Raw genomic sequence first — 12693 nt, forward strand, 5'->3', positions numbered from 1 at the left:
ACATCGAGAGAGAGGACGGCCATGGCTCCCGAGGCGATGATCGATTCGACCGGCGGGTCGATGGGCAGCCGGTCGCTGCTCCGCCGCATGAACTCCCTGGGGATCCTGCGAGCGGTCCTGCAGGCCCCCTCGACCCTGCGGACCCTGGCGAACGACTCCGGCCTCTCCCGGACGGCCGTCGACGCGATCGTCACCGACCTCGTCGGGCTCGGATGGTTGGAACCCGCGGAGGCGACCGCCACCTCGCGGATCGGCAGGCCGGCCGCGGCCTACCGGATCCGCGCCGGACTCGGGCAACTCCTGTCGATCGACATCGGTGCGAACCACATCCACGTCGTCGTCGCCGAGCTCTCGGGCGCCGTGCTCGCGCAGCGCACCGCACACCTCGACGAGGACACCGAAGCCGCGGAACGTCTGGCGACGGCACTGGCGACCGGCGACGCGGCCCTCGCCGACCTCGACCTCGACCGCCGTGCGGTCTGGGTCACGACCATCGGCTCGCCGGGCGCGATCGGGCGGAACGGCGAGGTGCTGTACTTCGGCGGAACGGGCCTCCCCGGCTGGGTGGGACTCGACCTCCGTGACTGGTTCGAGCGGGAGTTCGAGGGGGCCGTCCTGGTGGAGGGCGACGTCGCCCTCGGCGCGCACGCGGAACTCGCCCTCGGCGCGGCACGGGGCCGACGCGACGTCGTCTACCTGCTCTGCGGGGTGCGGACGAGCGGCTCGTCGATCATCGACGGCAGGGTGCACCGCGGCGTGCACGGTGCCGCGGGCATCGTCGGCGAGATGCCCGAACTGCGGTGGTCCCGGCTGAACGAGGAGTACGGCGGCTCGGTCCTCGGCACACCCCGGCCCTCCCGCGAGGAGATCTTCGATGCGGCCCGCGCCGGCGATCGGGTCGCGGGCATCGCGGTCACGGAGTTCGCCGACGACCTGGCGACGGGGGCGGCGGCCCTCACCCTGGCGGTCGATCCGGAGCTGCTCGTGATCGGTGGCGGCAGCGCCCCCGGCGCCGACGTCTTCCTCCCGCGCTTCATCGAGACGCTCGGTGCGATCTGCCCGCTTCCGCCGGAGGTGGTCGTCTCGGCACTGGGTTCCGAGGCGGTGGCGCTCGGCGGCGTCAGCCTGGCGTCACAACGGCTCGACCGCGTGCTCGAAAACGCCGTCCGTGAGCGCGAGCGATTCCCCGGCCCGGAGGAGGCACGCCGCCTCGCGCGGCAGGCACCGGCGTCCTGAGCCCCGTCCCAGCCGCCCGGAGGCGTGTCGTCAGGCGATGGCAGCCGATGCCGGCAGGTCCGAGGTCGGCGTGACACGGTCCGGGATCGCGTCGTCGTAGACGTCCTGGATCACGTCGAAGGCCTTCCGGGCCTCGGCCGGGTGGAGCCAGAAGGCGCCCGGCTCGTCGAGTCCGGCGTAGAAGTCCTGGATCAGTCGTTCGTGGGACACCCCCCAGTACGCGCGTTCGCCACTCGCGGTGGCCCGCTCGACCGTGGTCTCGACGTGCCCGTCGTCGAAGCGTGCCGTGAGCTCGGCGCCGAGATGCAACGTCCCCCGCTCGCAGACGACGTCGATCGTGACGGGCAGGTTCGCGACGCCGGCGACCGTCGCGTAGACGGTGCTCGTCGCGCCGCCCGCGTGCACGATGCGCAGCTCGGCCGTGTCCTCGACCTCGATCACCTCGGCGAGCGCACGGGTCGCGATCGACCCCGTCGCGGCGACCGGGTCGCCCACCAGCCACTGCACGAGGTCGATCGTGTGGATGGCCTGGTTCATGAGCAGCCCGCCACCGCCCGTGGCCCAGCGACCCCGCCACGGGCGGTCCTCGTAGTAGGCGGCCGTGCGATGCCACGGGACGATCGCCGAGGCGCCGAGCACCGCGCCGAGCTCACCGGAATCGAGGAGTTCCTTGGCGCGTTCCGCCGGTCGGTTGTACCGGTTCTGGAAGCACACGGCGATCTTGGCGCGGCTGTGCTCGGCCGCCGCCACGAGCCGGTCGGCCTCCGCCCGCGTGTGGGCGAGCGGCTTCTCGAGGACGACGTCGATCCCCCGTTCGAGCGCACGGATCGCCTGGTCGGCGTGCAGATGGTGTGGGGTGCAGAGGTGGACGACGTCCGGTCGCACCTCGTCGAGGAGGCGGTCGAGGTCCGTGTACCCGGGGACGCCGGTCGCCGCACTCACCGCTTCGAGCCGGCCGGCGTCGACGTCGCACACCGCGACCAGCTGGGCGCCCGGCACCGTCGCGATCGCGGCGAGGTGGAGGGCGGAGATGTCGCCGCACCCGACCACGGCGACGCGGCGGACGACGGGCTGCGGCTCGCGGGTCATCGCAGCCCGATCCCCAGCTCGTCGGTGAGTCCGCGGAATGCGCGGGCCGCGACGCCGAACGAGGCCGGCCCGGAGAACCCGCCGAGCGCATGCGTCTCGGAGAGGTGCGGCTCGAGCGAGGCGAACCCGGTGTAGCCGTCGTCGCGCAGGGCGGTGAGCGTCTCGCGGAGTTGACCGTCGCCCTCCCCCGCCGGGACCACCTGGCCCGACTCGGCGACCGCGTCCTTCACCTGCAGGTAGTCGACGTACGGGCGAAGCATCGCGTAGGCGTCGTCGAACGGCGCGACACCGCACTGGACGAAGTTCGCGTTGTCCCAGGCGAGGCGGAGCGCCGGCGATCCGACCGACTCGACGAGGTCGAGGATCCGCTCGGGCACGTCGCCGTAGATGTCCTTCTCGTTCTCGTGGAGGAGCACGACCCCCTCGCGCTCCGCCAGGTCGGCGAGCAGTCGCATGCGGACGAGGACGTCGTCGCGGGTGTCCTCGACGCGGACGTCCGCACCGCGGAAGAAGGAGAAGATGCGGATGTTGGTGGTTCCGAGTGCGTGGGCGACGGCGATCGCGCGGGCGAGGCGGGCGACCTCGAGCTCGGCGTCGAGGGCCACGTCGACCTTGCCGATGGGCGAGCCGATCGCGGAGACCCCCATCCCCGCCTGCTCCAGCTGGGCGGCGAGGCGGGCCGACTGCTCGGTGTCGAGGTCGATGACGTTCGTGCCCCAGGCGCTCCGCACCTCGATGTGGGAGGCGCCGAGCGCTTCGAGCACCGCGATCTGTGTCGTCGGGTCCGCGTCGATCTCGTCGCCGAATCCCGACAGGGTCCAGGTCACCGGGTGCTGTGCATTCACGTGCGCTTCCGCCTTCGCGTTCGTTCTCGTCATCGGGAACCGGGCAGTCGCGCTGCCGGTCGTGCCAGCCTAGAACGTTGGCAACCGGTTGACAACCCCGCCAGCGAGACCGTTCACGGGCGGACCTTAGGATGGACCGCGTGACCGACCTCTATCTCGCGAGCACGACCGTGTCCTTCCATCGCAGCTGGTCCTGTGTGCTGTTCGACCTCGACGGCACGATCGTGGACTCCGCCCCCGGCATCATCTCGCGCATGAAGACGACCCTGGCGAACGTCGGCGCCGTCGTGCCCTCCGACGAATCGCTGCTGCGCTGGGTCGGTCCACCACTCCTCGACTCCTTCCGCGACTTCGCCGGGATGGACCCGCTGCAGTCGCAGCTCGCCCTCACGGAGTACCGCCGCCAGGTCACCATCGAGGGCGCCGAGGTCGGGACCGCCGTGTTCCCCGGGATCGCCGGGCTCCTCGCGCGCATCTCCGAGGCCGGTGTCCCGCTCGGCCTCGCCACGTCGAAGCCGGAGTCGCAGGCGAACACGATCCTCGACCACTTCGGCCTCAGCCAGTACTTCACCGTCGTCACGGGCGCCTCGGAGGACGAGGTCCGCAGCAGCAAGGCCGACGTCATCGGCGAGGCGCTGCGACGCCTCACGGCCGCCGGGGTCGACACCTCACGGACCGTGCTCGTCGGCGACCGCCTCCACGACATCGAGGGCGCGACGGCGCACGGCATCCCGACCATCCTCGTGGAGTGGGGCTACGGCTCACCGGCTGAGGCGGCGGACGCCCTCGCCGTCGTGCACTCGATCGACGCGCTGTCGGGCCTCATCATCGGCTGACCGAGGCCGGAACCGCTTGGTGGCCCCAGGAGGGCCTGGCTTCATCGACACCTGCTCACTAGGGTGATGACCATCCTGAGGAGGTCGACATGGCGGTGTTCACGCGCGGTTTCGGAGGACGGGCACGGGAGCAGGACGACCGACTCCCACCCGGTCAGTTCCTCACCGAGGACTTCCCGGTCCTCTCCGCAGGCCCCACGCCGCGGATCGACACGGATGAGTGGGAGTTCCAGATCCGCACCGAGGCGGGCGAGACCCACCGCTGGGACTGGGACGCCCTCCAAGCCCTGCAGCAGGACGACATCACGCGCGACATCCACTGCGTGACCCGCTGGACGAAGCTCGGCACCAGTTGGCAGGGAGTCTCGCTCGACACCCTCTTCGCCGACGTCGAGAGCAGCTACGACTTCGTCATGGCGCACTCCTACGGCGGATACACGACCAACATCCCGCTCGAGGACCTCCTCGACGGCAAAGCCTGGATCGCCACCGGCTTCAACGGTGAGCCACTCGAAGCCGAGCACGGCGGACCGGCCCGCCTGCTCATCCCGCACCTCTACTTCTGGAAGAGCGCGAAGTGGGTCCGCGGCCTCGTCATGCAGCAGGACGACGAACCGGGCTTCTGGGAGCAGAACGGGTATCACGCCTACGGTGATCCCTGGCTCGAGCAGCGCTACTCGTGAGGCGCACGGGTCATGTCGACGTCTGGAAGACGGCCACCGTGGTCTCGGCGACGCAGCTGACACCCTCGGGGCGGAGCCTCGTGCTCGACGTGCCTGGCTGGGGCGGCAACCTCGCCGGGCAGCACGCCGACGTCCGACTCACCGCGCCCGACGGGTATCAGGCCGTGCGGTCGTACTCCATCGCCTCGGCGGACGACGGCGACCGCCTCGAGATCGCCGTCGACCGCGTGCCCGACGGCGAGGTGTCGCCGTTCCTCGTCGACGCGATCGAGGTCGGCGACCAGGTCGAGGTCCGCGGACCGCTCGGCGGGTGGTTCGTCTGGCGACCGGAGGAGACCGAGCCCGTCCTCCTCGTCGGCGGCGGATCGGGCATCGTGCCACTCATGGCGATGGTGCGCGCCCACGAGGCGTCCGGGAGCACGGCCCCGTTCCGCCTCGTGTACTCGGTGCGCTCCCCCGAGGACGCCTTCTTCGCCGAGGAACTGTCTGCGGCGACCGGGGTCGAGGTCACCTGGATCTACACGCGGCGAGCGCCGGACGGCTGGCCGCGTCCCGCTGGGCGGTTGGCGGCGGCGGACCTGCAGGCCCTCGAGGCGGCCGGCGGCGCGGCGCCGTCGGTGTTCGTCTGCGGCCCGACCGGCTTCGTCGAGGCCGTCGCCGACACCCTGGTCACGATCGGCCACGATCCCGCCCGCATCAAGACCGAGCGGTTCGGAGGGGCCTGATGACCACCCACCTCGACGGCAACGTCCTCGCCGGCACCCTGTCCGAGCTGACCGGCACCGACCCGACCGACACCATGTCGCAGTGCCTCGGCTGCGAGGACGTCGCCCCGCTCGCCGCCGAGTTCGTGTTCGGCACGCCTGACGCCTGGGTGCTGCGCTGCCGTCACTGCGACGACGTCCTCCTCGTCGTCCTCCATCACGGCGAGACCACACTGGTCACGCTCGACGGCGTGCGGTGGTGGACCGAGCTCGGCTGACCCGTCGCTCCCCGGTTCGTTCGCCCATCTTCGGGCGAACGAACATCCGGTCGCCCAAACATGGGCGAATGAACCACGACACAAAAGCTATTGACATTAGCCAAACGGCGAGTCAATATAGCTATATGAACACGAACCCGGCGTCCGCAGGATCCGCCACCCGCCACCTCCGCCGCCCGGAGGGCAAGATCGCCTACGAGCTGCAGGGCGAAGGCCCGCTCGTCATCCTCGTCCCCGGCATGGGCGAGCTCCGCTCCTCCTACCGCTTCCTCGCACCCGAGCTCGCCGCCGCCGGCTACCGGGTCGCATCCACCGACCTCCGCGGTCACGGCGACAGCGACACCACGTTCTCCAGCTACGGCGATGTCGCGACCGCCTCGGACATCCACGCCCTCATCCGCGAGCTCGGTGCACCGGCCGTCGTCGTCGGCAACTCCCTCGCGGCGGGAGCCGGCGTGATCGTCGCCGCGGAACACCCCGAGGACGTCAGCGCCCTCGTCCTCGTCGGGCCGTTCGTCCGCAACCCGAAGGCGGGCGCCGTCATGCAGGCGCTCTTCCGGGCGATGACCGCACCGCTCTGGGTGGCGCGGGTCTGGAAGGCCTACCTCCCCACGCTCAACGCCGGTCGCAAGCCGGTCGACTTCGACGACTACCGCGACGCCGTCTACACGAGCCTGCGCCGTCCCGCCTACGGCAAGGCGTTCTCGCAGACCACCAGGCAGACCGACCACGCCCCGGCTGAGGCGGTCCTCAGCCGCGTGAGCGCACCCACCCTCGTCATCATGGGCGACAAGGACCCCGACTTCTCCGACCCGTCGGCCGAGGCGCAGTGGATCGGCGACACCCTGAGCGCCGAGGTCGTCCTGGTCCAGGACGCCGGTCACTACCCGCAGGCGCAGCAGCCCGAGGTCACCTCGCGCGCCGTCCTCGGCTTCCTCCAGACGGCACTGCACCGTGCCTAGGGCGGGTCTCAGCCGGGAGCGGGTCGTCAGTGAGGCGGCGATGCTCGCCGACGAGGTCGGCCTCCAGTCCCTGACGCTCGCCGCACTCGCCGAGCGACTCGGCGTCCGGCAACCGTCGCTCTACAAGCACCTCGACTCCCTGGCCGGTCTGCGTCGCAGCATCTCGCTGCAGGCCAAGGCCGAGCTCGGCGACGTCCTGCGTCGTGCCGCGGTCGGCCGCTCGGGTGCGGACGCGATCCACGGCATGGCCCTGGCGTACCGGCAGTGGGCGCTCGACCACCCGGCGCGCTACACCGCCGCGCAGTGGATCGCGGGGCCGGACGACGAGGAGGACGCCACGGCATCGCTCGACGCCATCCAGGTCATCTCCGACGTCCTCACCGCCTACGAACTGCGCGGCGACGACGCCATCGACGCGATCCGCGCGTTCCGCTCCACGCTGCACGGCTTCGTCTCCCTCGAGGCCGCCGGCTCGTTCGGGCTCGACCGCGACCTCGACCGCAGCTTCGACCGACTCGTCCGCGGCTTCACGATGACGCTCGAACGCTGGGCGGAGACCGCCGACGACGAGTGACGGCCGGATCAGCAACGGCTTCCACTGGATGCACGCGGCTCGGTACAGTGCCGCCATGTCATGTCGAATCAGTGAACTCGTCCTGGACTGCCGCGACCCGGAGGCGCTCGCCCGCTTCTGGTGCGAGGTGCTGGACTTCGTCGTGCTCGACCGGGATGAAGACGGCGTCGAGATCGGAGCGCGCGACGGCTTCGGTGGATCGCAGCCGACCATCATCCTCAGCCGGAGCGACGACCCGCCGCAGCAGAAGTCGCGGCTCCACATCGACGTCAGCCCCACCGACGGCGACCAGGACGCGGAACTCACCCGACTGCTCGCGCTCGGCGCGCGCCCGGCCGACATCGGGCAGACCGGCGACGAGTCCTGGCACGTGCTCGCCGATCCCGAGGGCAACGCCTTCTGCCTCCTGCGCACGCGCGTGAACCCGGCCTGAGGGGCGGCGGTCACGGAGCCGGTGGGATAATCGGCGCATGTCCTCGACCGCGCGGTACGCCAGGCAGCTCGCCCTCCCCGGCTTCGGTCTGGCGGCGCAGCGGCGCCTGGCCGACGCCCGCGTCCTGATCGTCGGTGCCGGTGGTCTCGGCAGCATCGTGATCCCCGCCCTCGCCGCAGCCGGCGTCGGCGCCGGCGATGGTGCGATCCACCTCGTGGACGACGACGAGGTCGAGCTCAGCAACCTGCACCGGCAGACGGTCCACAGCACCGGCGACATCGGCCGTCCCAAGGTCGACTCCGCCGCGGACCGCGCGCTCGCCATCAACACCGACGCAACGATCGTCCGTCATCGGCTCCGCCTCGGGCCGGGCGAGATCATGGGGCTCCTGGCGGACGCACGGATCGACCTCGTCATCGACGGCAGCGACAACTTCGAGACCAGGTACCTCGTCGACGACGCGGCCACCCTCGCCGACGTCCCGCTCGTCTGGGGTGCCGTGTCGCAGTACGGCGGGCAGGCAGGGCTCAGCTGGGCGAGCCGCGGCCCCCGCTACCGCGACCTCTTCCCCCACCCGCCGACCGATGGTTCGATCCTCTCCTGCGAAGCGGGCGGCGTCCTGCCCACCACGGTCGGCGTCATCGGCTCGATCATGGCGACCGAGGCGATCAAGGTCCTCACGGGCGTCGGGACGCCGTCGCTCGGGCGCGTGACGATGTTCGACGGTCTGAGCGGCGGCTTCCGCGAGCTCCGCTACGAGCGCGACCCGGCGGGCGCCCGGCAGGTGTCGCTCGACGAGCATCTGCATCGGACACCGGGAGGGGATGCGGCGAGCGCGGCATCGGCAGCACCACACGCACCCCGGCACGCCGGCCGCACGATCACCGCCGAGCAATTGGCCGCCAGCGACGACGGATCCGTCCTCCTCGACGTCCGGGAGCCCTGGGAGGCGGAGATCGCGCGCCTGCCCGGTTCGACGCTCATGCCGCTCGGCTCCCTGCCGGAGACACTCCACGGCCTCGACCCGCAGACACCGGTGGTCGTCTACTGCCACCACGGCATCCGCTCCGAGTCCGCGCTCCGGCTGCTCCTCGAACGCGGTTACGCAGCCGTGCACCTCGAGGGCGGCATCGACGCCTGGTCGCGACTCGTCGACCCGACCGTCCCCCGGTACTGACCACCGCTCCGAACACCCCGTGCAGCACCTCCGACCGACCTCGACGACGGGATCCACCATGACGACGACGCCACCCCCGAGCCGGAAGCGGGTCGAGGAGCATGCCTCGGACGTCGCAGCCGTCCTCGGCCCTGTGACGAGCACCGGCACCGAATCCGTGCCGATCGACGACGCCGCTGGTCGGGTGACGGCCGTCGCCGTGACCTCACCGGTCGAGCTGCCGCTGTTCCGCAACTCGCAGATGGACGGGTTCGCCGTGCGGTCCGCGGACCTCACCGCTGGTGAGACGCGACTGCGGGTGGTCGGGGAGATCGCCGCACGGCCGATCGAACCGGCCGAGCTCCAGGCCGGCACCTCGGTGCGGATCATGACGGGGGCGGTGGTGCCGCCCGGCGCGGACGTCGTGGTGCCCGTCGAGGAGTCGTCGGTCGAGACCGCGCCCGACGGGACCGAGACCGTCGTCCTCGGGGCCCCGCGCTCCGGCGGCGAGCGTCCGTCAGGCCTCTTCGTCCGCGAACGCGGCAGCGACGTCCACGCGGGCGACGAACTGCTGCCCGCCGGGATCCGTCTCGCCTCGCGCCACCTGGCCGTCCTGGCGGCCGCCGGGATCACGACGGTCGAGGTGCGGCGTCGGGCGCGCATCGCGATCGTCACCACCGGTGCGGAACTCGTCGAACCCGGCGAGACGCCCACGCTCGGCCAGACCTTCGACTCGAACGGGACCGCGTTGGCGGCCGCCGTCGTCGCGGCAGGGGCCGAGGTCGTCCGGCGGGCGCGGGTGGTCGACGACCGCGACGCCCTGCTCGCGCTCCTCGACGAGCTGCACGGCGACGCCGCCCTCATCCTCACCTCCGGCGGCATCTCGATGGGCGACCACGAGGTCGTCCGCGACGTGCTCGGGCCGTTGGACGGCTGGATCGGATCGGTCGCGATGCAGCCCGGCGGGCCACAGGCGCTCGGCGCGTACCGTGGTGTCCCGATCATCGCGTTTCCCGGCAACCCGGTCAGCACGCAGCTCTCGTTCGAGGTCTTCGTCGCCCCGGTCCTGCGTCGTGCGGCCGGACTGCCGCAGGCGGCTCGAGGCCCGGCGGAGCTCGCCGTCGCGGTGCAGTCGGTGCCAGGGAAGCGACAGTTCCTCCGTGGACGCCGGCGCGACGACGGTCGTGTCGAACCCGTCGCCGGTCCTGGTTCACACCTCGTCGCCGGTCTCGCCGCCTCCGACGTCCTCCTCGTGATCCCCGAGGACGTCCTCGCGCTCGAAGCCGGGGACGCTGTGGAAGCATGGACGCTATGACCGGGCTCACGCACCTCGACGACGACGGCCGCGCACGGATGGTCGACGTGGGCGACAAGGCCACGACGAAGCGGGTCGCGACGGCGACGGCGACCTTCACCACACGGCCGGACGTCATCGCCCTCGTCCAGGCCGACGGTCTGCCGAAGGCGGACGTCATCGCGACCGCGCGCATCGCGGGCATCGCGGGAGCCAAGCGGACGAGCGAACTCATCCCGCTCTGCCACCAGCTCGCGCTCTCCTCCGTGAGCCTCGACTTCGCCTTCACCGAGGACTCGATCGTGATCACGGCGACGGCGAAGACCACCGGGCAGACGGGTGTCGAGATGGAGGCCCTGACGGCCGCGTCGATCGCCGGCCTGACCCTCCACGACATGACGAAGGCCGTCGACCCCGCCTCGGTCCTCGGCGACATCCGCCTGCTGGAGAAGTCCGGTGGCAAGCGCGGCGACTGGACGCCCGGCGCGCAGGATCCGGCCACGGCGCCGACCGAGCGAGCGGTCCGTCCGGGCACCGCAGCCGTCATCGTCGCTTCCACCGCCGGTGCGGCGGGCACGCGTGAGGACCTCACGGGGCCGCGCATCTCGGCTTGGCTCGCCGATCGCGGATACGCGGTCGACGCGGTGACGGTCGTGTCCGACGCCGAGGTGCACCTCGCGATCGCGGCGGCGCTGCATGCTGCGCCCGCGGTGCTCATCACGACGGGCGGAACCGGCCTCTCGCCGAGTGACCACACCCCGGAGGCGACCCGGTCGCACCTCGACCGCGAGCTGCCCGGTATCGCGGAGGCGATCCGTACGCTCGGGTCGACCAAGACCCCGACCGCGGCGCTCAGCCGCGGGCTCGCCGGGGTGTCCGGCGGCACCGTCGTGGTGAACCTGCCCGGGTCGACCGGCGGCGTGAAGGACGGACTCAGCGTCCTCGACGGCCTGCTCGACCACCTCGTCGCCCAGATCGCCGGAGGTGGCGCGCATGAGTGAGTCGACGGTTCCCGAGGTCCTCGCCCTCATCTCCGAGTCACCTCTCGACGCGCATGCGATCGAGGACTTCGTGGCGGCGCCCGCCAACGGCGCACTCGTCGCCTTCCGGGGGATCGTCCGCGACCACGATCACGGCGAGGCGGTCGACGCCCTCGACTACCGGGCCCATCCCGACGCCCAGCGGTTCCTGGAGGACTGCTGCCGCACCGTCGCCGCGGAGACCGGTCTGCGGGTGGCCGCCGCGCACCGGGTCGGTTCCCTCGTCGTGGGTGACCTGGCGCTCGTCGCCGCCGTCGCGGCCGCCCACCGTGCCGAGGCTTTCGCCGCGTGTGAGCGCCTCGTCGAGGAGATCAAGCGCACCGTCCCCATCTGGAAGCGTCAGCACCTCGCCGACGGCGAGACGGAGTGGGTCGGTCTGTAGCGCGCGCCGCGCGGGAATCGCGTTGTATTGGGCTGTATTGGGCTGTATCGCGAAAACGCAATAATCGTGACGGCGCCTAGGCGTCCTTTGCCAGCACGTCGTAGGTGATGCGCACGAGCCCGTCCTCGGGCGTCGCGTGGGTGCCTCGGAGCCGCAGGAGGACGTCGGCGTCGAGGTCGCCGAAGAGGCGTGCGCCGGAACCGATGAGGACCGGGGCGACCGACACCGTCAGCTCGTCGACGAGGCCGGCGCCCAGGAACGCCTGGATCGTCCTGCCACCGTCGATGTAGACACGCCCGGCTCCGGCCTCGTCGAGCAAAGCCACGGCATCGTCGAGCGACCCGGCGATCGCGATGCGGTCGTCCCCGGCTTCCAGCGTGGTACTCAACACGACGACCCGCTTGCCCTCGAACGGCCACTCGTCGAAGCCACGGACGGTCTCGTAGGTGGTCCGACCCATCACCAGGGTGTCGACGTCCGGGAAGAACGTCTCCCAGACGAGTGCCGGGTGCTCCCCCGGCGCATCCGCGGTGTGGTCTCGCGGCGTGAGTCCGGTGAGCCAGTCGAGGTCGCCGTCGGGCTTGGCGATGAATCCGTCGAGGCTCACGCCGATGAAGACGCAGCCGCGCCAGGAATGTTCACGAATCATGGTGGTGATTCTGCCGTGCACCCCCGACGCCACTCACGACGTGTTCTCGCCGAACATCCTCAGTCCACGAGGTACGGCTCGAAGCGGGTCCACGGCTCGCGGCGCATCCAGCGCCGCGTCGGGGCCAGGAAGCCGTCGAGTCGAACGTTCTCGTCGACGGTGCCGTCCCGGAAGGTGACCCGCACGGCGAACCGGATCGTTCCGACGAGCTCCTCTGCGCGTCCGGCGATCGCGGCCTCGATCACCCGTTCGGTGAAGTCGGTATCGACATCGCCGTCGTCGAGTTCCCAGCGACAGCCGTGCCGGCCGAGGTGCAGGATCATCTCGTGTGCGGTGATGAGCAGGTCGATCGAGGCCGATCGTGGGTTCACAGGTTCGACGCACAGGCTGGTCATCGGCCAGTCAGTGGCGATCTCCTCGACCGAGGTCACCGCCGATGCTCCTGCGAGTCGCTGCACGAAGGAACGCCAGTACTCGACGCTCGCCCGCACGACGGCTCGCGGGTCTTCGGCTTCATGGGACACGGCGGACT

At 71.3% G+C, this 12693-nt stretch carries 16 protein-coding genes; 12 read left to right on the forward strand and 4 right to left on the reverse strand.

The window, feature by feature from the left end; all coding sequences use genetic code 11:
* Positions 1–21 precede the first annotated feature (21 nt).
* Positions 22–1236, forward strand: a complete 1215-nt coding sequence (locus ASE44_RS12445) for an ROK family protein (RefSeq protein WP_235522601.1) — start codon at positions 22–24, stop codon at positions 1234–1236.
* Between the two features lie 30 nt (positions 1237–1266).
* On the opposite strand, the gene ASE44_RS12450 is transcribed toward ASE44_RS12445, so the two are convergent.
* Together ASE44_RS12450 and ASE44_RS12455 are read right to left on the reverse strand one after the other, a co-directional pair.
* Positions 1267–2325 (reverse strand): Gfo/Idh/MocA family protein, encoded by a 1059-nt coding sequence (locus tag ASE44_RS12450; protein ID WP_056780258.1) that lies wholly within the window; start codon positions 2323–2325, stop codon positions 1267–1269.
* Positions 2322–3203 (reverse strand): sugar phosphate isomerase/epimerase, encoded by an 882-nt coding sequence (locus tag ASE44_RS12455; RefSeq protein ID WP_056780259.1) that lies wholly within the window; start codon positions 3201–3203, stop codon positions 2322–2324. Before ASE44_RS12455 ends, ASE44_RS12450 begins: the two co-directional genes overlap by 4 nt.
* Positions 3204–3310: 107 nt before the next feature.
* On the opposite strand from ASE44_RS12455, the gene ASE44_RS12460 reads away from it, so the two are divergent.
* From ASE44_RS12460 to ASE44_RS12510, 11 genes are all read left to right on the forward strand, one after another.
* Positions 3311–4006 (forward strand): HAD hydrolase-like protein, encoded by a 696-nt coding sequence (locus ASE44_RS12460; protein WP_235522603.1) that lies wholly within the window; start codon positions 3311–3313, stop codon positions 4004–4006.
* 89 nt (positions 4007–4095) lie between these two features.
* Positions 4096–4689 (forward strand): sulfite oxidase-like oxidoreductase, encoded by a 594-nt coding sequence (locus tag ASE44_RS12465; RefSeq protein WP_056009970.1) that lies wholly within the window; start codon positions 4096–4098, stop codon positions 4687–4689.
* Positions 4686–5414, forward strand: a complete 729-nt coding sequence (locus tag ASE44_RS12470) for a ferredoxin reductase (protein WP_200921065.1) — start codon at positions 4686–4688, stop codon at positions 5412–5414. Before ASE44_RS12465 ends, ASE44_RS12470 begins: the two co-directional genes overlap by 4 nt.
* A complete protein-coding gene (locus ASE44_RS12475; RefSeq protein ID WP_056009974.1) occupies positions 5414–5671 on the forward strand; it encodes a DUF6510 family protein in 258 nt (85 codons plus the stop codon). The genes ASE44_RS12470 and ASE44_RS12475 overlap by 1 nt, the downstream gene beginning before the upstream one ends.
* 125 nt (positions 5672–5796) lie before the next feature.
* A complete protein-coding gene (locus ASE44_RS12480) occupies positions 5797–6633 on the forward strand; it encodes an alpha/beta fold hydrolase (RefSeq protein ID WP_056780267.1) in 837 nt (278 codons plus the stop codon).
* Positions 6626–7207 (forward strand): TetR/AcrR family transcriptional regulator, encoded by a 582-nt coding sequence (locus tag ASE44_RS12485; RefSeq protein ID WP_056780269.1) that lies wholly within the window; start codon positions 6626–6628, stop codon positions 7205–7207. Before ASE44_RS12480 ends, ASE44_RS12485 begins: the two co-directional genes overlap by 8 nt.
* Positions 7208–7262: 55 nt before the next feature.
* Positions 7263–7640: a VOC family protein gene (locus ASE44_RS12490; RefSeq protein WP_056780272.1), complete on the forward strand. Its 378-nt coding sequence runs from the start codon at positions 7263–7265 to the stop codon at positions 7638–7640.
* Positions 7641–7677: 37 nt separating this feature from the next.
* Positions 7678–8817 (forward strand): ThiF family adenylyltransferase, encoded by a 1140-nt coding sequence (locus ASE44_RS12495; RefSeq protein ID WP_056780275.1) that lies wholly within the window; start codon positions 7678–7680, stop codon positions 8815–8817.
* A 58-nt stretch (positions 8818–8875) separates the two neighbouring features.
* A complete protein-coding gene (gene glp, locus ASE44_RS12500; protein WP_056781186.1) occupies positions 8876–10111 on the forward strand; it encodes a gephyrin-like molybdotransferase Glp in 1236 nt (411 codons plus the stop codon).
* Positions 10108–11091, forward strand: a complete 984-nt coding sequence (gene moaCB / locus ASE44_RS12505; protein ID WP_056780278.1) for a bifunctional molybdenum cofactor biosynthesis protein MoaC/MoaB — start codon at positions 10108–10110, stop codon at positions 11089–11091. Before glp ends, moaCB begins: the two co-directional genes overlap by 4 nt.
* Positions 11084–11512 (forward strand): molybdenum cofactor biosynthesis protein MoaE, encoded by a 429-nt coding sequence (locus ASE44_RS12510; RefSeq protein WP_056011786.1) that lies wholly within the window; start codon positions 11084–11086, stop codon positions 11510–11512. The genes moaCB and ASE44_RS12510 overlap by 8 nt, the downstream gene beginning before the upstream one ends.
* Before the next feature lie 76 nt (positions 11513–11588).
* On the opposite strand, the gene ASE44_RS12515 is transcribed toward ASE44_RS12510, so the two are convergent.
* Complete coding sequence (locus ASE44_RS12515) at positions 11589–12161, reverse strand: dihydrofolate reductase family protein (protein ID WP_056780281.1); 573 nt, start codon at positions 12159–12161, stop codon at positions 11589–11591.
* 59 nt (positions 12162–12220) lie between these two features.
* Entirely contained in the window at positions 12221–12685 is a 465-nt protein-coding gene (locus ASE44_RS12520; protein WP_056780284.1) for a hypothetical protein, read from the reverse strand.
* Positions 12686–12693: the final 8 nt, after the last annotated feature.

Source organism: Plantibacter sp. Leaf1, from assembly GCF_001421315.1.
GTDB lineage: Bacteria > Actinomycetota > Actinomycetes > Actinomycetales > Microbacteriaceae > Plantibacter.